Origin of the sequence: Trinickia dinghuensis, assembly GCF_003367175.1 — a bacterium.
In the GTDB taxonomy this organism is placed as follows: domain Bacteria; phylum Pseudomonadota; class Gammaproteobacteria; order Burkholderiales; family Burkholderiaceae; genus Trinickia; species Trinickia dinghuensis.
In genome coordinates, this window is record NZ_QRGA01000006.1 from 422,476 (window position 1) to 445,202 (window position 22,727).

The 22,727-nt window shown below is 57.1% G+C and carries 19 protein-coding genes and 1 pseudogene; 10 read left to right on the top strand and 10 right to left on the bottom strand.

The window, feature by feature from the left end:
• The first annotated feature begins 283 nt into the window (after positions 1-283).
• From DWV00_RS11805 to DWV00_RS11815, 3 genes are all read left to right on the top strand, one after another.
• Positions 284-3,004: a P-loop NTPase fold protein gene (locus DWV00_RS11805; RefSeq protein WP_115533742.1), complete on the top strand. Its 2,721-nt coding sequence runs from the start codon at positions 284-286 to the stop codon at positions 3,002-3,004.
• 629 nt (positions 3,005-3,633) lie between these two features.
• The gene (locus DWV00_RS11810) at positions 3,634-5,325 is read left to right on the top strand and encodes a hypothetical protein (RefSeq protein WP_147297882.1); all 1,692 of its coding nucleotides are present in this window, start codon (positions 3,634-3,636) and stop codon (positions 5,323-5,325) included.
• Positions 5,322-6,290 (top strand): DUF2726 domain-containing protein, encoded by a 969-nt coding sequence (locus DWV00_RS11815; protein WP_115533744.1) that lies wholly within the window; start codon positions 5,322-5,324, stop codon positions 6,288-6,290. Before DWV00_RS11810 ends, DWV00_RS11815 begins: the two co-directional genes overlap by 4 nt.
• 55 nt (positions 6,291-6,345) lie before the next feature.
• On the opposite strand, the gene DWV00_RS11820 is transcribed toward DWV00_RS11815, so the two are convergent.
• Together DWV00_RS11820 and DWV00_RS11825 are read right to left on the bottom strand one after the other, a co-directional pair.
• Positions 6,346-6,645 (bottom strand): hypothetical protein, encoded by a 300-nt coding sequence (locus DWV00_RS11820; RefSeq protein WP_115533745.1) that lies wholly within the window; start codon positions 6,643-6,645, stop codon positions 6,346-6,348.
• Between the two features lie 746 nt (positions 6,646-7,391).
• Positions 7,392-8,282 carry a PIN domain-containing protein gene (locus DWV00_RS11825; RefSeq protein WP_115533746.1) on the bottom strand — a complete coding sequence of 297 codons (891 nt, stop codon included), beginning with the start codon at positions 8,280-8,282 and terminating at the stop codon, positions 7,392-7,394.
• Between the two features lie 1,080 nt (positions 8,283-9,362).
• On the opposite strand from DWV00_RS11825, the gene DWV00_RS11830 reads away from it, so the two are divergent.
• Positions 9,363-9,563 (top strand): hypothetical protein, encoded by a 201-nt coding sequence (locus DWV00_RS11830; protein ID WP_115533747.1) that lies wholly within the window; start codon positions 9,363-9,365, stop codon positions 9,561-9,563.
• A 35-nt stretch (positions 9,564-9,598) separates the two neighbouring features.
• Here the strand turns inward: DWV00_RS11830 and DWV00_RS11835 are convergent, their stop codons facing one another.
• Together DWV00_RS11835 and DWV00_RS11840 are read right to left on the bottom strand one after the other, a co-directional pair.
• The gene (locus DWV00_RS11835) at positions 9,599-10,261 is read right to left on the bottom strand and encodes a hypothetical protein (protein ID WP_181885434.1); all 663 of its coding nucleotides are present in this window, start codon (positions 10,259-10,261) and stop codon (positions 9,599-9,601) included.
• 36 nt (positions 10,262-10,297) lie between these two features.
• Positions 10,298-10,648: a hypothetical protein gene (locus tag DWV00_RS11840; RefSeq protein ID WP_115533748.1), complete on the bottom strand. Its 351-nt coding sequence runs from the start codon at positions 10,646-10,648 to the stop codon at positions 10,298-10,300.
• Positions 10,649-10,835: 187 nt separating this feature from the next.
• Between DWV00_RS11840 and DWV00_RS11845 the strand changes: the two genes are divergently transcribed.
• Positions 10,836-11,177 (top strand): helix-turn-helix domain-containing protein, encoded by a 342-nt coding sequence (locus DWV00_RS11845; RefSeq protein ID WP_115533749.1) that lies wholly within the window; start codon positions 10,836-10,838, stop codon positions 11,175-11,177.
• Between the two features lie 51 nt (positions 11,178-11,228).
• Here DWV00_RS11845 and DWV00_RS11850 read toward each other — a convergent pair whose 3' ends face one another.
• From DWV00_RS11850 to DWV00_RS11875, 6 genes and pseudogenes are all read right to left on the bottom strand, one after another.
• A complete protein-coding gene (locus DWV00_RS11850) occupies positions 11,229-11,897 on the bottom strand; it encodes a hypothetical protein (protein ID WP_115533750.1) in 669 nt (222 codons plus the stop codon).
• A complete protein-coding gene (locus DWV00_RS11855; protein ID WP_181885435.1) occupies positions 11,898-12,122 on the bottom strand; it encodes a hypothetical protein in 225 nt (74 codons plus the stop codon).
• Positions 12,123-12,137: 15 nt separating this feature from the next.
• Entirely contained in the window at positions 12,138-12,935 is a 798-nt protein-coding gene (locus DWV00_RS11860) for a hypothetical protein (protein WP_115533751.1), read from the bottom strand.
• A 2-nt stretch (positions 12,936-12,937) separates the two neighbouring features.
• On the bottom strand, positions 12,938-13,252 hold the full coding sequence (locus tag DWV00_RS34550; RefSeq protein WP_245964833.1) for a hypothetical protein: 315 nt from the start codon (positions 13,250-13,252) through the stop codon (positions 12,938-12,940).
• A 48-nt stretch (positions 13,253-13,300) separates the two neighbouring features.
• A pseudogene (locus DWV00_RS35070) lies at positions 13,301-13,519 on the bottom strand (PAAR domain-containing protein); the annotation flags it as partial.
• Between the two features lie 425 nt (positions 13,520-13,944).
• Positions 13,945-15,045 carry a replication initiation protein gene (locus DWV00_RS11875; RefSeq protein WP_115533904.1) on the bottom strand — a complete coding sequence of 367 codons (1,101 nt, stop codon included), beginning with the start codon at positions 15,043-15,045 and terminating at the stop codon, positions 13,945-13,947.
• 822 nt (positions 15,046-15,867) lie between these two features.
• Between DWV00_RS11875 and DWV00_RS11880 the strand changes: the two genes are divergently transcribed.
• From DWV00_RS11880 to DWV00_RS11905, 5 genes are all read left to right on the top strand, one after another.
• Positions 15,868-17,025: a hypothetical protein gene (locus DWV00_RS11880; protein WP_115533754.1), complete on the top strand. Its 1,158-nt coding sequence runs from the start codon at positions 15,868-15,870 to the stop codon at positions 17,023-17,025.
• A 382-nt stretch (positions 17,026-17,407) separates the two neighbouring features.
• Positions 17,408-18,043 (top strand): hypothetical protein, encoded by a 636-nt coding sequence (locus tag DWV00_RS11890; protein WP_115533756.1) that lies wholly within the window; start codon positions 17,408-17,410, stop codon positions 18,041-18,043.
• 28 nt (positions 18,044-18,071) lie between these two features.
• Complete coding sequence (locus tag DWV00_RS11895; RefSeq protein ID WP_115533757.1) at positions 18,072-18,704, top strand: hypothetical protein; 633 nt, start codon at positions 18,072-18,074, stop codon at positions 18,702-18,704.
• A 4-nt stretch (positions 18,705-18,708) separates the two neighbouring features.
• Positions 18,709-20,676: a hypothetical protein gene (locus tag DWV00_RS11900; protein ID WP_115533758.1), complete on the top strand. Its 1,968-nt coding sequence runs from the start codon at positions 18,709-18,711 to the stop codon at positions 20,674-20,676.
• Between the two features lie 22 nt (positions 20,677-20,698).
• The gene (locus tag DWV00_RS11905; RefSeq protein ID WP_115533759.1) at positions 20,699-22,708 is read left to right on the top strand and encodes a hypothetical protein; all 2,010 of its coding nucleotides are present in this window, start codon (positions 20,699-20,701) and stop codon (positions 22,706-22,708) included.
• Positions 22,709-22,727: the final 19 nt, after the last annotated feature.

Sequence of the window (22,727 nt, forward strand, 5' to 3'; positions counted from 1 at the left end):
CGCTCTCCGAAGTCCGAATCATGGAATCGTAGCCGGTGGGTGGGAAGTGTTGCGCCCGGTTCGCTTTCGCGGCAAAGTGTCCCTCGCAAAGTTGACCCAAATTGGCAATACGGCCAAAACGAACTCTCTCTGAGCACATTCATCCGCACATGGAAACGTTGAGCCATTTTGGTATGCTCGTCAGCCCAGCTAGACGACGACTAGCGACGCAATCTCAGGATTGCGCTCGCAAAATATATGCTGACCTAGCGCTTGCAACCTGGCTCTAAGTGATTTCCCTCCGATGACATTCCGTCAACCCAAACTACTTCCTGACGAACCCGCGATTGAGGATTCGTTCGGTGCGCATGAAAGAATTGCGAACGCGCTCGCCACACTGATTGAGACGTCCGAAGGAGGGAAAAGCGTCCGCTTAGACGGCGAATGGGGAGCTGGAAAATCGACAGTAGTTCGAATCCTCAGAAAGCGTCTTTCCGGCAACAATACGCCACGTGACGAGAAAAATCCGCGGACTCGGTTGTTCGTCTACGACGCGTGGATTCATTCCGGTGATGGCTTGCGCCGCGCATTCTTCGAAAGTCTCATAAAGGACCTGCGCGCCTGCGACTGGATTCAATCGGAGTCCGACTCTGCGAAGTTCTGGAAACAAAAGCTCGCGGCTATGGCCGGCAAGAGCAAGCGCGTCACGAAGTCTACACAACCTGAAATGACGCGGAGCGCGCGAGTAGTACTAGCTCTGAGTGTCACTGGTGCGCTCTTTTCCCCGGCTATCTATAGTCTGCTTACGAAGGCTCTTCAAGGCTCACCAGCGTGGCTCCTGTGGGGACTAACAAGTTGTGGTGCGGTTGCTCTGTTCTCTATCATATTAGGAATTAGCGCACCACATGTTCACATTCTCTTGACAAAATCCACGCTGGACGAGACGACGGAGACGTTGACGGACCCTGAGCCGACGTCTATAGAGTTTCAAGACGAGTTTGAACGTCTGATGTGCGACGTTCTGAATCCACGCCTGTATCCGTTACGCAAGCTTGTTATCGTTGTTGACAACCTCGACCGCATTGAATTTGATGAAGCCAAGCAAGTCTGGATTCTCCTTCGGTCATTTCTCGATAACCCGACGTTTCGCGAAAGCGGGTGGTTTAAGCACCTTTGGTTACTCGTTCCCATTGCGAGCGAGAGCTACCTCTCGAAGCTCGCAGGCACAAGCGATGCGGATTCAGGCAAGGGGAATACCCTAGAAAAGGTCTTTCAGGTACGCGTGGCGTTGCCACTGCCGATGCTGCGCCCATGGAAAGGCTTCCTCGCCAAGAAGCTTGCAGATTGCTTTGGTGCAGACGAAGACGGAAGCCACGAGGTCATTGCACGACTGCTGCACGCGACCACAGTTGGCGGCGCGCCGACACCTAGGCGGCTAGTGGTCTTCATAAACGAGCTCGTCGCTCTTTGTACCGAACGGCAGGGCGACATGCCACTATCGACGCTGGCCGCGTATATCCTCTCTCGAGACATGGTGAGAGCACGACCGTGGCAAGTACCGGCAGAGTTGGCCAAGGTCCTCTACTCTCCGACCATGGAGCAAGACTTTGCAACTTTATACCTACATGCGGAGAAGTCGCCTGACTCTTTATATCTGTTGATTTTGCCGAATCTCCAACGGGCGCTGGAGATGGGGGAGCCTGATGAACTTCACAAAGTACTCCTTAGTAGCCCGGCGGCGCATGATGTCCTGGACCAATATCTAATTGATTACTTCTCCAGGATGTCTCAGTCACCCGAGGAGGCACAAAAGGAGCAGGCGATTTTCCTTGCTTTTCTGCGTGCTTTGGTGATGTTCACCGACCCGGCGCTTTCCGGTCATTTCTCGACGGGCTTCTTGACGCATATTCGCCCGAGAATTGACCGGGTCATGGCGTTTACAATTTCGCTCGATTTATCTAACCCCAACATAGCGGACGGAGTAGACGCCTACCTCAAACTAACCGGTGACGTTGTATTCGCTGGTGCCAAAGTGAATGGGCTTATACATGCAATCTCTGCTATTCCCGATACGAACAGTCCTATTGCTCCGGGAGCGTGGGATTTATGGACAAGGTCTCTGATTGAACTACTTTCCAACGAAAGAATTCGTACAGCTGCAAACCTTTCGGATGGTCGACGCATTTCCTTGCCCATTCCAATCGAACGGTGGGCAACTATTTGCGAAAGCATGGGGGCAAACCCCTTCGAGGCCGTCGTCCTAGATATGATTGACGTTTCTGCGAACAATGATAATCTTTCCGATTGGATTGTGGCGGAGTCGTTGCCAATGAATATAGACAATCGCGCAGGAAGGGTTCTCCGGCAGGAATTACGCGCGAGAGGCTCAGATTTTTTCCAACTTGTAACCAAGAAGATTGGCCAGGTGTTTAGAGCGCGTACCGACTTACCACGCTCTGAGGTGCTAACGTGCTTGATTTCTCTTGTGGAAGTGTCGCATGAATGTACAAGACCATTTCTGAAGGAACTTGCGAACGAAGGTATGTTCATGGTGTGGGCGAGGGAAAACCCGACAATGATGTCGTTCACCGTGGACGAGTACTTCATTCGTTTTTCGATACTTCTTATTTGGGCTCAAGACGAACTTGCACCGACTCAGCGTGACAACTTTGCGATAACCGTTGCAAACACTATTCGTAATTTGTTTAAAACTGGAGCTCCGAATGCCAAACTTGTCGTAAAGGTTAGCGGTGAACTTATTCTGCGCACGAGAATCTATGAGGTGCTGTCAAGCATCGCAACGATTGCTGCGGGGACGGACGACATACTAAGTCAGATATTGTTTGAACTATGTACTGACGCTAAGTTTCTCGACGTTGCTAGAACCGAGTTGAGCGGAGAGGGCGACGCGTCTCGGCCACAATTACTGGTCGGGAAAGGTGCGGAAATTGTTCGAAAACTGCTTTTCCAAATCACGAGACACTTAAAGAATCGCCCATCACCATCTATGGAACAGACGGCCTAGTTGTGCAGATGCGTTCCACGATGCGCGGTCTTCTGGCTCATCTCAAATCTACCGAAACAGCGAAAGCGCCTCTCTGCCCGCAATATTGGGCGGGCAGTAAACACCAGCAAGGGTGCAATCGACCGCAACTGGGTGGAATTCATCGACGCAAGCGTGCTTCGGTTCTGTGTTAGCTATTTCGTACCTCTTCGAACACGCTCGGACGACGCGTAATTCGTTCCGCGGCGTCTCCTGTGCTTTCTTCACAATTGTACGTCGGGGGCTGTCTCTGGATGCGGTCCAGGCTATCAGCCGCCGCGGACGATGTTTGCACGCAATTAGCATAGTCTCGTTTGCTCTTATAGGGCGCTTCTCCGCCACGTACTCACAACACTGGACCAGATGGGCTGTATCCAACGGAAAATCCCCCGCCAATCCTCTTGACAAGAGATAGCATTTCTGCGTAAAGTTTCATAGCGGTTCAGCCGAATCGTGGGTGAGTTGCTCCCGTCAGCGCACGCAGCGGATACCTTTCCGCCCTGGCAAAACCAGCATGTAGTCCCTCATGTCCTACCGGCTAGATTGAACTCCGGGAAAGCCGAACAACGCGTGCCGTTCATCACTGCGCTTTCCTCGACGGAGCTCAACATATGGCTGCCAATTTGTCGGCGTCCGCGCCGAAGCACGTGCCTCTTTCTCGCGAAGCTCAAGCTGCCGCACTGTGGACCTATATTCAACCGCAGGCACCGCGATTCACGCTCGGTGCTGCACACGATGTAATCTCTCGAGTCGAGCCAGCGCCAGGCGAAGACCCGAAGCCTCTTGCTAAGCGTTTGCGCGAGGCACTGCGGGCTCATGGCATTTCGCTCAAGCATACCCATGCTTTACATGCGGCCTCCCGACTGAACAATCATGTCAGTTGGCACACCAACAGCGATACTGGAAGACCGCGATTGCGGCTTTTCACGCTCGATACGGATGTCTTCGACGAGAAGGACTTTGCATCGTGGGACGCTTTGGCCAGCGAGCTGAAGGACTGGGCCGACCGCCTAGCTGCGCGGGGGCAGTTGCCATTGGGTGTGTTAAGGCTCATCTTCACCAATAACACATTGAGCGTCTCGACGCCGGTTCCCGCCACGCCTGACGACTCGCAGCAGAAACCGCAGTCCTGGCCGCTCGGTACCGTTCGTCCGACCGGAGACGACCCCGACTGGCTCGACGGTGCGTCAGCGGCGTTCGAAAAGCTGCGACGTCATATCGAAGAGGGAGGCAAGGCGGTCTTAGACGGGTACGCAGTGTTGAAACTTTGCGCCGCATCCAACGACGCAACTGGGGTGTTTGCTGCGGATACGGCTACGGTAACCGACGTGTTCAACTCCGAACTTGTGCTCATGCGAGAGGACAACGAGGACGACCCTCGAGGTGCATACGAGATTGCACGCGGCGATGAGCTCACATGCTGGCATCAGATGGAGTTATCGCTACGGGACGACCACACGAACGAACTGCCCGAAATTCGCGTCACAGTCCCGGACGAGGGAGTTGGTGCGTGGTTCGTCAACGGCATCCGGTATGTGTGGGCGCTTGAAACGTTACGCCCGCACGAGTACGTGCCCGGACGCATACACGCTGGTCTCAGCATCGCTGACTGTGAACGTTTGCTGCGGCGATACCGACTCGCGAAGCAGATTCACGGTGGAACGTTCAGGCCTCACGGGTCAACAAAGCAAGTTGATTATCTTAGCGGGCCACCAGATAACTACCGCGTGGACTTACATTTCGTCTTGCACCAACTGAAAGCCGCTGAGCTTTCGTGGGAGGCCTACTGCGACAAGTTCGGCGCCGAACCGTTGCCGATGCAGGACATCCTGCCGGTTGGCTTCGTCTTCCAAATGCTGCAAAACCTGAAGGTCGAAAAGCCGAACCACGTCTTTGCGAAACCGAATCTATCTGAGATGGCGCGCATCGACGACGATGGTCTGCTCCGAGCGCTTATGCCCCGGGTGGAGTCCGTGCGATACGTAATGCCTCGTGACCTCGATGGGGAAATTGAAGACGGAATTCGCGAGGCCATCCGAGAATTCAGCGATGGTCTCCGAGTGCAAAAGATTGCCATTGGGGGGGGCATCGCAGCAGAGCAGGAACCGCCTCACCTCGTGTATGCCTACGAAGCAGAACAGCTAAGGGCATCAATTGAGGAATTGGGCTTGACCATGTACGCGGCAGCGGTCCCTAACCTGATTTCAACAAAGGGAATCCTGCCTGACCTGCCGGATTCGTGGCCGTGGGCCCTAGGCAACGCCCTGTTCCTGCGTTTCGAGCGTCGTGGAGGTGTGCAATGAGCCCCAGCGTCGAGAAGATGCGCGAGTTGCTCGAAGCGCGAGACGTTGATGGCTTCCTTACCGCCTACCTTGAATACCGCCAAGGCCATGTCATCGAGCCCGAAGTGACCGCCCTAACACAGCGCACGCTGCCGTCGTTGCTGCGTCAAGCATTTGCCGGGGACCTCCTCGCCCCCAAGACCATCATTAAGCTTTGGCGTGTGGTTCGCGATGGTCGATTGATTCTTGTCGACGACGACCTGCTGATTGCTATCAACTTGCGTATCGACAACGCCATGCGAGAAGCAGACCCGGATGCAAAGCTCCCCGCCGCTCGCTTAATCACTTCCGAACAGCTAGGCGAATCGCAGCACCAGCGCCGCAGTCGACCAGAGGAGTTACGTGCGGCCCCGCATATCGTACAGGCAACGGTGATCAAGCGTGTCGCGATTGTCAGCACCTTCAATGTCGGCGTCTGGTCTGCCGTCGATGCCTTCGACTTCCGAAAGAATGTTTGTGCCAGCCAACAAGAACGAGAGTTCCTTCGAGCGGTTAGGCAGTATTTCCCATCCCTCCAGGCGTATCCGAATCTGCCACTGCGCAGCTTCATTGACATTGAAAGGCTGGAAGGTACAGTCCCAACACGAGCGCGAAGCTATGCATGGTCCGCCCAGGTTGATGTCTTGCTTTGCACCGCGGATGAAGACCCGGTGGTCGGCATCGAGCTGGATTCAATACATCATGACACCGATGAAGCTGCTGAACGCGACGAACTGAAAAACCTACTATTCACGCTTTCCGGGCTGCCCTTGGTGCGAATCCGCGCTGGAGACGAAAAGTCCGTGCGCGCCGAGGATTTCTATGACCTGCTGATGAGTGAATCGAAGATGCTCGATACCATTCGACCACGCAGGCTCCGCCCCCGTCGAACACACGATTTTTTGGTTCCGGATGAGGTTCACGCGTCGGCGGCAAGCATGCGATAGTGGCTCTCGCATACGCGATTCAGGCTGTTTCTGCGCTTCGTTTGCACGCGCCGCGCTAACGCTTGGCAAGCGAGCGCAGCACTCGGCGGAGCACATTTGTCTCCGGCGCTTTCAATTGTTGAGGCTGCAGCGTAGCAACCCCGTACGCTGCCAACATCGGAACGATGATGTCCGCGCAGTAGCGAATCGTACGAATCTCGCGGTCGTCGAGTTGCACCGCCCACTCGTCGTCGCGCTCGATTAGCGCCATCCTCTGTGGCGCAATGTACTCGCTTGACCATACGTCGGCCGGCATCGGCAACTTGAGCTCTTGATACAAAGCGACGCGATTCTTTCCTTCATTCGCGAGATACAAACCAAGAGGTTCGATATGCAAGCATCGAGGATGCGGGTCCAGACCTCGCGTTCCACCGACCTTGGACGACCATTCTCCTATTTCGAGGAATTGGGCGATTTGTCTCTCGCAGCACTCGAGTGCCTGTTGGCGCTCCTCGTCGTTGAGGGCTGAGGCTCGCCACCGCCCGCTTTCCCCAACTACTACTGAGGGTTCCAACCATAAGACACCTCTCTCTGTCCCTTTGCCGCTGTACTCCTTTTCGGCGACGTCAAAAAAAGGGAGAACCGCGCGAACGAAGGTCCATGGGGAGATGGTCCGCCATGTCTGGACCCATCCGCTGGGAGGCCGTGCCACGAACTCCCTGACGTCATCCGGCTTACCCGATTTGGAAAACCACGCATCTAACGCGTACTTTCGCCGCACAAGCTGTTGCGACCAAGGCGTCAAACGTGAGTGCGGTTCTGTCACAACATGACTGAGGTGTGGATTGTCGTAGCGGATGCTCATTCTGCTTTGATGTTCTAGTTGGCTTATTTCTTGGGGTGCCGTTCGCGCGGGGCCGGCGAAACAGCAAGGTAATCACTCGGCGCTGAGCTGTCCTTCCAAATTTGAAGAAGGAAAACAGACATCAAGCTATGCGCAATCATCGTCGCCGCCCGTAACGGCCCTCGGCGAAGCTAGAAGCGCCAGTCCGGAGCACAAAACACAAGCTCGGTCGGCCAGTCCACTATGAGGCGCTTGTTGTAGCTGAGTCCCGTTGGCGGTCACGAGCCCTCCTGTGTGGCGTCTCTGCCAAGAAGGGCGTGAGCTTCTGCCAACGCTTCAGCAGCTTCCAGCTTTCGCGCGCGGTATTCTGTGGCCAGCGTCGTTGTGACCTTTGCAAGGCCCTCGACGGCAATTCCTAGCGGCCCAGCAAGGGCCTCCAGCCGCTTGCGTAGCCAAGCGCGAGAGGCAGGGACAACCATTACCACGCACAACGCGGCCAGCGCGCCAAGCCAGACCTCGCGAGGAACTTTCGCCATCGCGACTCTTGCTTTGGAGTAGAGGAACTTAGCTGCGGCGGACAATGCGTTCAAGCTAACACCACCGAGCATGTAACCGCTGACTTGAAACGTCACCTGAACGGCAGCTGCGCGCGAATAAGCGCGCAAAGTTGCCATCACGGCGATGGGCGGCACACTGGTACCACCCATGCCGGCGATGTCTTTGTCAGCCGTGACGATGGTTGCATTGATTATTTGCTGTAACCGTATATATGGAACATCCTTTGGGTCTCGGTATTCGAGTTCGTCGTCGGGAACTCCACCAACATCCACCAAATTGATTCGCGCTCGCAAACATGCCCAGTGCTTAATCAGTTCTTCGGGTTTGGCGCCCTTCTCAATAATGAGTGGGATGTGCTTTTCGATTTCTCTTTCGAGGAAAGTTGGAGCCCAGGCAATCACAGTCTCGACCTCGAGAACTTCCAGGAGGTCGGAACGAACATCTGGATTCCTTCGCTTGGTCGTCGCCCAAGTAAGTTCTCTAATAACCACGTTCGCATCGAGTATCAAGTCGACCTGGAAAAGAGATGCCAGGAAAGCGAGTGGAGCACCGTCGCTATAGAGCTCTCGGAACTCCTTTAGCGCGTCGGACTGAATGTGGCTATCGCGCATGGAGCCCCCCGTGGTCTTCCCGTCGATGTTGATATATCGACCTCGCTCACTCGGCTTGTCGAGGTCGATGCTGAATACTCGACATATTAGCGGATTGGAACACCATTTCCGGCGTCCACGCGGGACACAAGCAAGAGTTGGAACTTCACGCGGATTTTTGACGGGATGGTGCTACTGGTGAGGACGCCGTGACGAGAGGGATAACGCGCCCACCATATGCGAACGCGCACTGTGGGGGCTCCACTGCACATTACGATTCCGCTGCCCGATGACTCCGACTCGTCAGGCGTCGCACGCAGTCTGGAGGACGTTATGCCCAGCACGAAGCCGGATGTCGAAGCACTGTCGGGACTACGCAGCTTTCCGGACAAGTTGTTAGCGCGTCCGCCTCTGTAGCTGCCACGATGCCCGTGAGCCAATGCGGACTATGTGTGGCGGCCTTCAGGGAATCCGAGAGTGGGACCCTCCGTTCGTTGTGACCCGCTTTGCCACCGATTTCCTCGCTGAAGCGGCCTCGCTCGGAGCGAGCCGGCAGCCTTTTCTACAGGTTGAGACAAGCGCGCGGCAACCACTTCGCCGGAGCACCGCACATGACAAGACATCTGTAAATTTATACAGTATTCTACGTTCAGCTTGTTGCCTGTGGACAGGAGCTTTCTGCGACGGTCGATGTATCGGCCAGGAAATCCGCCACAGCGAAATGACCCAGTTCGCCTTGGATGTAGGAGATTAGATGTTGCGTGTTCTAGGTGTAGTGTTGCTGGCAGTTGCTTCCGGTGCCCATGCGAGCGAACACTATCGCGAGGTGTGGAATCCACCGGAGGCTAGGCACGCGCCGCACGCCAGCCACTACGCACACCATACGCCAGCGGCACGACGATTGGCGGCAAAGCGGTCGACGAAGATGAGGCCATCCCGCGTAGCTGCCTGCGTCCCGACGCCGACCAAGCGAGGGCACGCTGGCCACTCTGTACGCATAAACGCTCGGCCACGCGTGGGGAGCCTACCGCCGTTACTAGCACCCGAGGCGACGGTGCTGCGCGTCGACTCGAATGGCGGCAGGCCAGAGGTCGTTCGGTGATGGACGCGGAAGTCTACAAAGGCTATTCGATTTGGGGGCATGCCATCCGGCAAGGCCACGAATATGCCGCTAGTGGCACCGTCACCCGAAACAGCAAGCTAGTCGAAACGTCGGGTGTGCTGGGCCACTTCGAAAGCGACGACGAGGCGCAAGCGGTTGGCCTCAACTGGTGCCGCGCTTGGGTAGACAGCCACGATTGAGACAGTAGACTTCGAAATGCGACTGCTGATTGACGTCAGTTGTTCGCAGCGGCCGGGATGGCCGGTTCGCTCGCGGACACTGACCCGCTTGCTGGTACTGCCGCGCCGACCGTTGCGGCGTTGACGTCGGATGCCGCCGCGCCTGCGGACTGCGCTTTGACCGCACGGTCATTCTCAAGTGCAGCGAGGGTCTCGAAAACCTTCTTCGCATTCGCGTCGTGCTCAGCAACGCGCTCGATGCGCTGCATGACTTGCGGAAGCCACTTCGGCTTGTACTCTGGCTTGATGGTGTCCGGGTCGTCGAAGTGGAAGTCAGTTCCGCCGCCCAGGTAGCCGAAATTGCGCTCCACCGCATCGACGAGGAACACCTTTTCGTCGTCTTTCCCCGGACACGTCTTCTTGTCCAGGATGACAGCGTGCCCCGCCGTGTGCTCGAGGTCCGGCGGAAGGATTTCGTCCTCCTGGCCACGGTGCACAGTTTCTGGCCAATCGCGCACGTACGGAACGATGAGACCGGTGTAGTGGCACTTCGAATCGGCCTTGTACCACTGCGGATGAAAGCCAACGACCTCCACGATTTCCCGCTCCTCGGGTGTTTTGTGGAGCGGGTAGGTCTGGTCGGGCCACAGGATGACGCTGCCGACGAGCGCGCCCGCGATATAGATGGCGTGCGCAGCGCCGAAAATGATGTCGAACATAGGGCGAATAATCTCGAGCGGGAATACGCAGTGTCTTCAGAACTTCGTCTGCTCGGCTTCGCACGTTCCAGTAGCCGTCCCGAAAAGCCCCTCCGAATAGGTCACAGTGCCGGCCGTGCGAGAAATCGTCACGGTGTCCCAAGTGACCTTCAGGCCGTGCATCACATACGTGTCGCCGCTTGCCTCCAACTTGCTTACTGGGAAGCGGAGGACATCACCTTCCCTTACGCCGAAGATATTTCGCATCGCTTCCTCTTGACCCGGTTTCGCATGGCCAAGAGTGACTTGTTCAATCTTGCACACAAGGATGGAGGGAGGCTGCGCAGCGCAGGCGACCGATGTCAGCACGCAGGCAGCGGCGGACAGCGCGATTTGCTTGATTAGCATTGTTGGTGGTTCCCCGGAACGCTTCTATTCGAATTTTCTAATCACCTGCGGGACGTACCCGCAGGTGCAGTAGGGCCGACACAACGGTAGTGCAGTCCGTCGCCCAGTCACCGGCATTCTAACCTACGTTTATCGTATCTACGTTTTTCGTAGAGAAACAACTGCGGAATCCTGCGATTTTCGTAGGATGGTCAAAAAGGAGCCAACTTCCGTCTTCGGACGCCGCTTGCGAGCGGCGCGGCTGCACGCCGACATTCCGCAAGACAGGCTCGGCGTTAAGATTGGCCTCGACGAAGCGACGGCAAGTGTGCGGATGAGCCGCTACGAGACAGGGGTTCACGAGCCCCCGTTCCTCATCGTGGCTAAGCTTGCGCAGGTGTTACGGGTGCCCACCGCGTACTTCTATTGCGATGACGACGACCTTGCCGACGTGGTACTCGCTTGGGGACGACTGCCCAAGTCCGAGCGCAAGCGTGTCAAACCACTGGTTATGACGCAGCTTGCCGCGAAAGATGCCGGCGAACGGTAACCTGAGCGCTTGCCTAGATGGCTACTCAAAGTCGTCGACGCGTGCGTTAGGTCAATGAAGTGCTCGACTGACGGCAGCGCCGCGAGCTTCGCCTGTCGTCACCCACATCTCTTGCCGCGTACTGAACACCGCCCATAGGCCAGGTTTGCCCGATGGCTCGCGACAAACCCTCAACCGGGCTATCGCTGTTTGCACCTGCCGGCTGATGCCCGAAGCGTCGAGTTCGTCGGTGACCTCCAGTTCCTTGTCGAACTCTGGCAAGCCGAGCGTTGTCCACTCTCCGCGCATGAAGTCGAAGACCCACTGACTGAACGAGAACGTGATGCCCTGCGCATCGTCCGGCACGTCGAATGGGACAGGCACATAGCGGAGACGAGGAGCGTTGATGCAGATTACGCTGTCAGCGTCTTGCATGGAGAACCCAAAGGCCATCATGCAGTAGAGCGTTCCGTCGACGCCCCGAGCGTGGTCCAGCAAGTCGAAGTCTTGCAATGCGATGACTTTCCAAGTGTCGCTGTCATCCGGCCCGTGATACTCGTTTCGTAAATGGGCATAGGATTCCGCAAGGACGCGGGAAACAAAGACCACCGGCCCGCACTTGTCACCCGAACCAACCCACGCCGGCTCAATGAAGAGCCCTGTGGCTAGAACCCGTTTCCGTACCACGAGCCAGAGCGACATCGGCGCGATATATTGCGTTTTCACGTCGGTGACCGTCATCTAGCGGCGTACCAGTAGGTAAGTGATGAAAGTACCGATGAGCACGACCCCAGCACCATAAAACACCGGCAGATTTCTCAGAGCGTCGAGCTTGGATACGGGAGGCTTGTTCTCGCCGTCGAGGTCCCAGTAGTCGATGCCCGGGTCGCCCGTGAGATTGATGATAATCAGGACGGCGGCGCTGACGAAGAGCACGAAAAGAATGATGAATATTGGCGTCGACATTTTGAGGCGTTCCGCTTAGTCGTTCATCCAGTGCATGAAAACAGGCAGCTCTTCCTGGTACATGTCGTTTCCGACTTCGGCTGCCATTCCTCCGAGATTACTCCCGATGAACACCAGCGCGATAGCGCACGCGGGCTCCGCGGGGCCGCAGACGAACGAAACAGCGAGCCCCGCGAGGCTTCCACCAATCATGCCGCCTGCGATGATGCTTCCCTGCCGGGCAGCCTCTTTCACTTTGTCCTTGGCGCCAACGACCTCGCCGGTCGCGATGATAGCCGTGACTATGATGGCGACTCGGGCGCTGACTTGCAGCCGGCGGACCTTGGTTGAGACATCGACATTCGCGCCACCGGCTTTCTTCAGCACGGTGTAGTAGACAGCGTTACGCTCTTCGGTCGTGAGGGCGTCGAAGTTCTTGCCGAATTGGGCCTGAGCGTACTTGTTCAGGTAGTAGTCGAATCCGCGAGATTTGAGCTTCAGTGCTTCTGCCTGCGCGACTCCGACGGCGGACGTGTACTTTCGATACTCGACGAAAAGCTTGTCGCGCAGTTGGCTGCAATATTCGGCACCTTCTTTGACGGTGATGTCGCCGTTGCCAACCTCCTGCCTCACTTGGTCGGAGATTTCCCTGATGTGCTTGCTATATTGCTGGCGAACGTTGTCATCGCTGATTGCATTGACGGCGAACGTCGTCGCGATTGCTTCGTAGTCCGCGATGGCCGCTTCCAGGAGCCCACTCTTGATGTCATGGACCTGCTGGGTATTGAACGAGCCGCTGGCGACCGTGTTCTTGTTTGCTGTCGTATCCGCCATGCTCACCCCACCATCGCCATCAGAATGTTGCCCATCACCGACTGACTGCTCGTCTGACCGCCGTCGAGCACGACATCGACCCTCTGGCATGCCGATGCGTTCGGTCGGTCGAAATGTACTCGACTGTCGGCGTCGAAGACCCCGTGTTCAACGGAGCCATCGGCGAAGTGCGCGCGGCAGCGCAGGCCCTCGCAACTGCCAGCATCTTTGAGCGCGAATCGAATCCAGTGCTCGCTTGAGGCTTCGTCGGCCAGATAGTTGCCTGTCGGCCCGTAGCCCATGCTCGCCAGTTGGTGGCTTTCGAAGCTCTCGTACATATCGGACTGAGAGGGAAGCATTACCGGCGGCGGACTACACTTGCATACGCAGATGTCTCCGTCGAGAGCGGGCTCTTTGCCCATCATCGTCCCGGGCCAGCGAGGGCCCTTTGCGACAATGTGGCCCGCCGATTTGCAGGCTGGACAAGCAACCTGCGCACCGATGAAAGTGAGTTCGGTGCCGTAGTGGGTGGTGTGCGGTATGCCCTCGGTTACAGTCCCGCCAGCGGACGATTTATCGCCGATTTTTAGATAGCTACGCCTCATTTTTCTAACGCCCTCGGTAGTTTCTTGTATTGAGGGGCGAATAGATAGCACAGGCGTCACGCGACTTGCAAGAAAGTGACCCAAATCGGTTGAACGAAGAGCAGACAGGAAGGTCTGGTCGCAACGGTGATGCGAACCCTGTAGTACAACCTGCGGGCCAGTAGCGGCCAGCGCCGCTTAGTAATACCGAGCATCTCATAAAAGAGTGCGCCGGCCGCGCCTCCCGGCCCAACGGTATCCGTCTCAAAAACAAAGGCGCGCGCGACCTTGTGCTGGCTCGGGTCTCCATACCACCGGGGTTGCGCTGGCGGCATCCGATGCATCAACCGGCGCCGTGCTTTCAAGGCATCACCAGTCCGGTTGCCATGGATATGCGGCGGGAGTTCGACATTCGCACAATGCGACGAAGCCCTTCGTCGGCGCGCTCAATCGCAGCGAGCGTCCCATTCTGAACGAACGACGCGAATCTTTGTGCCGTCTTCGGCGAATTCGTAGCGCGCCACTCGGCTGCATGCGGGCGTTCGTGGGTCCATAAGCTTTTCCAGAGCGCGAACGAGACTGGCTCTGAAATTTCGCATGTGGGACGTGTAACCGGAGAGGAGATATAGCCGCTCGACGGGCAGCCACATGGCGCCAGCATGGCCCGCATAGAAGCTTGCGAGCCAGCCCTTCAGTCCGTCGAAGCGAACAGCTGCGTTGTCCACGGCCGTCCAAGTGCCTGGCCCGAAGAGTTCCGCAACAGATGTCGTTACCCGCAGAACTAGCGCATCGCTGCCTTTAAAATCCTCACCCAGTCCGCCGTCCTCGAACGTCACGGACAGCAGCTTGGGTACCTCGATGTTCATGCGGTTATAACGCAGACGCATCTGGGCAAAGCTCAGGCGCAGAAGACTTGCTCGAACGGCCCTATGCGCTTTCACGCTATATTCATTTCCCATGCGACGCACGAACTCGTAAAACGTGGTTCGTACATGACGGAGACTCTCTTCGGGGCAGAGTGGCGCTTCGCGGTAATAGTCGAGGCAGGTCGCATAGGCGAGTCTGTCGAATTGGCAAAGCTCGTATCCGCTGAAGGTCAGCGTCATGTTCCGGAGCGATGCAATTTCCTTCCCGGCCACGAGCAAGGTCGAGTCGCCCGACAGTACGCTCGCGTTGTCTGCTTGGACGCTTCGGCCTGCGGAAAACAAGGCGGAACGGAGGAACGCATTCGGCAGAGCCTGTGCCATCACCGACCAACTCGGCAGGTACACATCCGAGCCCCTTCGGATGGCTTGCCGACGCCTTGAATTTTGAACCTCGCCAGCGGTGGCATTCGAGGGAAGCTCTGCGATTGCCGGCTCCGCGTGCGCACTCTTCGCGCGACGTTCGAGATTGTCGGCAAAGCGGCCGATTTGCTCGGCGGCGTCGAGCACAGCCGTTTGTCGGTCTGGAGCGGTGGTGAGAGCCGCCTTTGCCGTGCGGCTCGCGAGGTCGCGAAGCTCTGTGGCTTTACGCTCAAGCCTAGCAGGCGCTTGCTGTTTACCCATTGTGTCGCTCCTCGCGCCGGCGGGGAAATTCCGGCGTTGTCCGCGATACTGCAGCGCCAACGAGGCGGATATTCGAACAATCTGGAGCGTGACAGGTGTGGGTGGCCTCCGCAGCGGCCCGGATTTTGACGGCAGTGCGAGTCGGTGTTGCTGGCTTGCTCATGAGGAACACATGCGCGTTGAAGATGCATGTGTATATGCCGAAACGATGGTCGCGAAGGCATGCGGAACGGACGGCGGCGGCATATCGGAAAATTTCGGTCGGCGGTAAGTGCAAATTTCAGCGCTGGTCGTGGATTGGCGCAGCTTGTACTCTGCATCGGCTCCGCTTGTACTGTGCATCGCGCAGACTTGTACCCTGCATCGCGTCGGCTTGTACTCCACATCGCCCTTGGGGCCAGGACGCAAAAAACGGACAGCGGCAGCGGGAATTATTGGGGGCGGGCAGCGTCCCATAGTATTTTTAGACTTGGTAACCCGGATAGCCGGGGCCAGGCGGCCCTACGCTGGCGAACACCTATGCGGGCTAACTTCAGCTCCACGTGCGCGCGCAGACGACACCACGCCGTCGGTCTTGTTCGCGCACGAGAGGTGCCAGCGAATCGACGAGGGAAAACGCGCCGCGATTTTGTTCTTTCGAGAAATGTCGCCTGCAGCCGCCGAACCTGGTCAGCAGGCCGTTAGCGGCGGAGCTGTTTTAGCTAGCGACCTGTTGAGACGAACATCGACTTTATCGCCGACAACCTGCTAACCAGGGCGGGTTGCATTCTTTCTCACCGCGGGGAGGCAATCTCTCACTCCCGAACGACATGAGTCACTGACATGCCATACGAATACCAAGATTTCGCGCGCGAGCGTCTGTACGAGGAAGTGTGGTCAGAGGCCGTCAGCAAAGTGGCGAAGAAATATCAAATCTCTGACGTTGGGCTTCGAAAGATATGCATCAACCTGAACATACCCCTTCCGCCCGCGGGCTACTGGGCAAAAGTGTCGGCGGGGAAGGCTGTTAAAAGGCCAGCCTTGGCGCCGACCAAGGGGCCGACAAGCTATCGGCGCTCGGTCTACAAAGACCCGCAAGACGAAGAGCTTTCGATGCGCACTCAAGTCAAAATCGACGAGGACGCCGGTCACGCACCAGAAGTGCCTGCGGTCGCGTTGCGCACCGCCATCGACGAATGCCTGCCGCTCGTAAAACGAATGGCGAAAAAGCTTGATGGTAAGCATCGCGATTCGCGCGCTTGGCCGTATTGCGATGGGGCCGGGGTGATGCGCATCTATGTATCGCAGGAGAACTCGTTGCGAGCCCTGCTGGTACTGAATCAACTACTCGAGACGCTGACGGCGACAGGTTACTCGATTTCTTCCAAGGAGGACGGCCCCGCGTACGTGTCCATACTCGACGCCAAGCTGACCTTTCGCATCAAGGAACGCAGCCGCCAACAGAGTGTGCCGTTGACGCGGGAGCAACAGGCCGAAAACCAGCGAGCTGGATTCAACAAGCACCGCCCTGGGTCTGCATTTCATCCGACGGGCGAACTCGAAATGTCGGCATTCACTGTCGGGAGCAGTTACGCCACAGCGAGCACATCGGATACGCGGAGCCTTTCAGTCGAGAAGAAGATTCAGGCGTTCGTAGGTCGCCTTCGGCACTTGGTTATTCGGAATGCGGTAGATGCGGAGATGGCGGCCGAACGTCGGGCGGTAGCGGCGGCAGAGCAGGCTGAGCGAGAGAGGCTTCGAGAGATTCAACGAGTCGCACTCGACCACTTGAAGCGCGTCGAGGAGTGGGCGTCGAAACTTGAGCGAGCGAACCGCCTGCGGGCACTGGCTACGGAGTTCGAATCGAAACAACTCACGGCGTCGGACGGCGTCGTCGATGCCGCATGGATACGACGAGCTGCAGATTGGTTAGACCCCACTGTCGAATGCCGTTGGGGCGACGTGGACGATGCTCCCGCCCGGTACGGCGGCTTCGAATAGGTCGCGAATCGGCCGATGTGCAGCGCTTGAAGCGATGCTTCGCCGGCGTTACGCCGGCAGACTCTGTATCCGCTCGCTCCCCGCACCCGTCAATTGAGTTTCGACACCAGAGGCTAATATCGCCTTCGACGTCGAGGCGCAACGTTTTGCCAGCAAAAACGCCGATATTTCTAAGGCAATGGCATTATGGTACTTCGCACTGGACAGGGCAACGATGTGCTTCAGCATTGTCGAAGGGTCGGAATTGGACTCCGGAGCGGGTACACTCAATAAAAGCCGATAGTGGTGACATTTAGCGATAGCTGGCGGGCAAGGTGCGGCATAATCTCAAACATGTCGTACACGCGGATTCGAAAAATTACGGGCCGTAAGGTGGGAGACCATGGCAGCAGGCGTAAAACCGGGTATCACTGAAGAATACTGGGGCATCATGAGTGAGGACCGAAAGCTTTGCTGGGAGCTCTTCACGCGAGCATTGGCAATCGCGGCCGCCTGGTTCGTCGCAAAGACGGGCGTAATGGTCGTCGATTGCATTATCGGTGTGCTCACCGCCTATACACCTCTCCTCGTTATCCGGAGCCAGCGCTCTTTCCGGAAGTACAGCAAGGCTGGCCGGAGGCGTCTTGCTGGGGCCGTGGTCTTTCTTGGCAGCACCGGGGCGGCAGTTCTCGGACTGCTCTACTTCGGCATAGCGTTCCTGAGCGCCGTATTCCAAACCTACGCGACGGAAATCGCTCCGCTCAAACATCACCCTGACTCATTCGGGGGCATTTTCATGCTGGGCGCATTTCTTATCGCTGGCCCCATCGCCGGAGTGAAAGTTTGGCGCGACCTTAAATTGAGTGAAATCATCTTCGCTTTGCCCAAGCTCTTGCTGAAGCGGCTGTTGCTTCAACGGAAGTACGTTGCGGATGCGTTCCACGCCTTCGCGCATTTTGAACTGACCGTCCAAGGGCTCGCCTTTGTCTACGCGTCCGTATGCGCGCAAATCGTCAAGGTGTACTTGAATCTCTTCTAATTCCGGGGCGCAGTACGAGACCAGACCAATGGATGAAATAACAAGACAGTATAGGGACGCGCTTAGGCTGCTTTTCATTCTTGCCAGGGCAGGGGACGAGCCGACGGGGAATCTACCGGTGACAGAGGCCGTGCGCGTCGTGTGGTCGGAGAAGAAGCTTCAAAAGATGGATTTCTGGGTACGAAACCCGGACCACTTCGCTTATGCGTTGCTTGAGGCACATAGCGAAGATGGCACTTACGGCTATTTTTCGATTGCCGCGTCGATTGGGGACTCGGAAGAACCCGAGATTCGGAGAGACGCGATGCTTAAATACCTCTACGGTGCCTACGAGCCGCTTGACACAGCACTCGCCCCTCTCGTGAGCTTTGGCCTGGCCCGCATGGTTCGCGATAAAGAATCCCGGCAACGGATGTACTTCCTTTTGCCTGCGGGGCTCGCAGTTGCGGATAAGATTGCCAAGGAACTCCCAGAAGCCCGTTGGTATGAAGACCGCACAACGCTGATTGGTGCATTCTGCAAGGGTAAGTCTGGTGACGAGCTCGCGCGGTGGCAATACCGAAATCCTAGCTACTCTGGCGCGAAGCACCTCGAACCCATTGGTTCTATCGCGGAGGAAGTGCGCAGACGTATCGACGAACTAGCGGCACAGGGTGCGTGAACATATGAACATTAATAGAGCGTTTTCTCCTCTGAAGCAGGCCGTCGCTGAAAAAGCGAAGATTTCGTTAGCTACTGTCGATAGCATCTTCGCGACAGCGAACATCACGGAAGAGGTAGGCACACGGCAAGCGGAACATCTCACGTTTCGTCGTCTCACATTCAGCGGTGTCAAGCGAGCAACCAACGCAGGCGACGGGCCATTCAGATTCGAGTGGGTAGGCCTTGACTCGGGCCTTTGGCTGGTTCTTAGCGATGACCTGAATCAGGTCGGCAAGTCAACTATCCTAGAAGTAATGCTGTGGGCGTTGCGTGGTCGCGCGCGGGGCCTACGCCCGGAAGTCCGAGCATGGATTGAGCGCGTTGAGTTGGAATTCTCTATTGGCCTAGACCGCTATCTTGTTCAGTTCGATGAAAGGGAAAGCGGTCCAGTCGGCGAGTTGCTGCGTGTGTCGCCTGGCCCGGCGCAGATTCTCTCCACGTTCGAGGGGAATGAACCGTTCGAGCATGCGATGGGCGAATTGATGATGAAGCGATTCGCGCTTCAAGCAATTCCCATCGTGAACCGGCAAGCTGACGTCGCTGAGCAGATTCATCACACCTGGACACTCTACGCGGCTTCCATGTTCATTGAAGGCGCCAACAAGGCGATTCTGGGCGATGTCGTGGTCGGGGCATTGTGGTGGCGGATGCTGCATCTTTTTGTGGGGATGCCGTATTCGGGCGCTCACATGTCACTCCGGAGTGCGGTGACACTGACTGCTCTGCGGCTCGAAAAGCTACAGGGACGTCCTGCTGGCGTTACCTCTCTTCGGGACGAGCTTTCAAAGCTCGATGCTCGCATCAGCGAGTTGACGGATAGGCTGAACGCATCAACGGTTGTTACTCCTCACGGAGCTGATGTTCAGGAGCTACTGCGAGCCTACACGCGCGAGGCCGTCGCGCTCTCAAAATTGGAGCACTCCGTAGCAGATGCTGAACATCGGCTGTCTGTTGCCACCCGGCATGCGAATGAAGCACGCTCGGAGTTGCGGCGCTTGCAGGATGGCGCAGCAGCCAAGCGGGTATTCGCTGGCCTGAATCCCGTTTGCTGTCCACGCTGCGCCAAGCCGTTCCCGAGTGAGCGCATGGAGGTCGAAAGCTCGGGTGGGAACTGTGCTGTGTGTGATAGAGATACGCTTACGGACGACCACGAGGCGATGGAGGCAGCACTTGCGGAAACGCAGGCGCGCATTGACGACGCTGCTGCTGAAAAGGATGAGGCCACCGAGCAACTGAGGCAATGCAGGACGAATCGCGATTCAGCACAGTCTACAGTCGATTTGCTGGCAACAGGCATCCGTGACGTAGAGCAGAATCTCAGCGCATACCAGGCGCAGATGGAGATGCGTCTCGAGCTTGAGCGTGCGCATGGCGCGCATGAACAACTCAAGGAACTGGAGAGCGAGCAGCGTGTGTCGGAGCCAGCGGAGGAGCTTGCAGAACAACTGCGGATTTTGCAAATAGCAGAAAGTGTGGCAGAGGAACGACTCAAAGCGAGCGGCGCAGACCTGCTTGAGCAATTGGAAACCGAGCTGGTATCTGTTGCGACACGAGTCGGCTTCCGTGGACTGGAGAGCGTGGCTATACGTGGAAACGGTATAACGCTCAAGGTGTCCGGTACCGAGAGCAGTTTCGGCAAGCAGACCGCCGGCCAGAGATTGCGCTTGCGCATCTCGTTAGTCATTGCAATGATGAAGTTGGCGGGAAGGAGTGGGCGTGGGCATCATCCAGGGCTTTTGTTCATTGACTCGCCAGGCTCTGAAGAACTCAGCGAAAGTGATTTGGGTGCGATGATGGGCGAAATTCGCGCACTGTGCGCCGAGACCAACAATCTGCAAATTTTTGTGTCGTCTGCACGTGGCCGCAGTCTCGCCGGTGTAGTGGACACCGATAGACAGGTCTGGCCGACGCCGAGCGGAGCTATGTTCTGATTGAGCATCCACGCAACTAACCATGAATATCGACGAGTTCACCGCCGTATTGTCCCGCGAGGAATCGCCCAGTTCGCATGAACTCGGCGGGCCCCAAGCCATACTTGCGTTGGCATCGGAATTCGTGGACAGCGTGTATGCGGACAGGATGGCCGACGTGCTGTCGCAAATGGGTTCTGACGCGCAGAGCGACTATCTTCGCTTCGCCGTGGGAGTGCTGCGTAGCAACCCTTATCCACTTGTCGTCGCCGCCGTCGGTGAGCATCTGGCGGGTTCGAACATCTCCAAGAGTGAGGCGATGTTGGCGCAAGACGTGCTTCTACTGCGAGCGCGCACAACCAATACGCATCTCGACAACGAAATGGCCTCCGAGTGTCTGTCGGGTGCATTCTTGCTCGCATGCGAGTTGAAGGCGTCGAAGTCTGCCGTGATTGCGGCGCTCGAGCGCATAGAGCCCGGCGACAATTCTTTACTAGTTCGCAGAGCTGCGCTGCTTGCGGGACTCGCATGGTTTTGGGAGAACTCGCGGGACATCGAAGGAGCTCTTGCGAGACTGGCAGAGGATGAGGACGCGGGAGAGCAGGCGGCGTTCGAGCTAGGTATGATTCAGGTCGACTGCGCTCTGAGTAGCCTCGATAAGGAGTCGCTCTTCGTGCGCCTGGGAGGCGCATTGCGGTGGTTCGAGACCGCCGAAAATATTGACCCCGGCATGCTTGAAGCGACCGCATTTCGCGGCACGCTGCGAGCGTTGATGTTGTTTTGCGACGGGGCGTCGACGTCGGAAGTTGAAGCGCAACTGACGCAGGCGTGTGAGGCTGCAGGCGAGCGATACCATGACCTCGACACCTTTTCGGTGCGCAAGTGGCTTAGGCGGCGACTTGATGCGCAGATGACATGGTACAAGCTGTCGTGTGCATTGCAGGGACTCACCGACCACATGTCGGAGAGGAGTTGGCTGCGTGCATTACCGGTGCTACAGCAAATTGCCGACCTGCGCAGCACTCTGGTCAGCCTCGCGACAGATTCAGGTGATACCTTACGGGAAGCAGTTACGAGGCGATTGGCATCTGGATTCGTGGCTCGAGAAGGTCTGCGGGCTCATCTGCAGGATTGGGCTGCAGATGTGGATACCGATGACTACTCTCGGCAGCACGCGCTTGCCATGTTAGCTGCGGTCGAGGCTGCGAGGTCCGACCAGGGAAAAGCCGCGCCGCTGGCGAGCGAAGATGGTCTCGTCAGCGGCGCTAGACCAGACGATGAAATTCTCGGGCACGCCGGCGTCTTGCTCACCGCGCAGACGGCAGCGCCGCTCTCTGAACAGCAGGAAAAGTGCTTCGCGCAAATCACCTCGGCACTTCGCTCGCACGACGACTACACAGGGAGCGTTCGTCGAGATGTCGACGTCTTCGTCATTTTCCTTGTCCGCTTTCTCTCGCATTGCCTTGACGTTGGCTATGAAATGGGAAAGACGTCCTTTTCATTCCTGTTTCAACAGGCTGGCGCCAAGCCACTAGAACAGCAACTGCAGGAGGCAATGTTCACTTGGCTGCATCTCCTAGCCTGGGGCTTCAAAAATCACCAAGTCAGACGGGAGGTGCCGGATGTCGCTTCGGGGCGAGCTGATTTGGCCATCACGACCGAAGCGTGGACGATGTATGCGGAACTTAAGCGAGAGATGACTGACGCGTCGCGGGCGGGCCTCACGAAGTACCTTGGGCAAGCGTCGACCTACCAACTAACTGGACCACGCATTGGCTTTCTGGTCGTACTGGACCTCTGCTCGCAGAGGGATTGGACATTAACGCTTCTAGACAACTGCTGGGTGGAGTCCGTACAGACAGCGGAAGATTCGAGTCCGCGAATGGTCGTGGTTTTTCGCATTCCAGGGGGACGACCAGTACCGTCCGACGTTGTCACCCCCCCGAGCAATACCCGTGCAAAGCGTGGTGACTCGAAGCCCAAAAAAACGAAGCCCGAAGCGAATCTTGGGAAGGTCGCCTCATGGCGGAAGGGGACAACTCCGCGAGCGTAGGCCGCGGAGGGCTGGATGC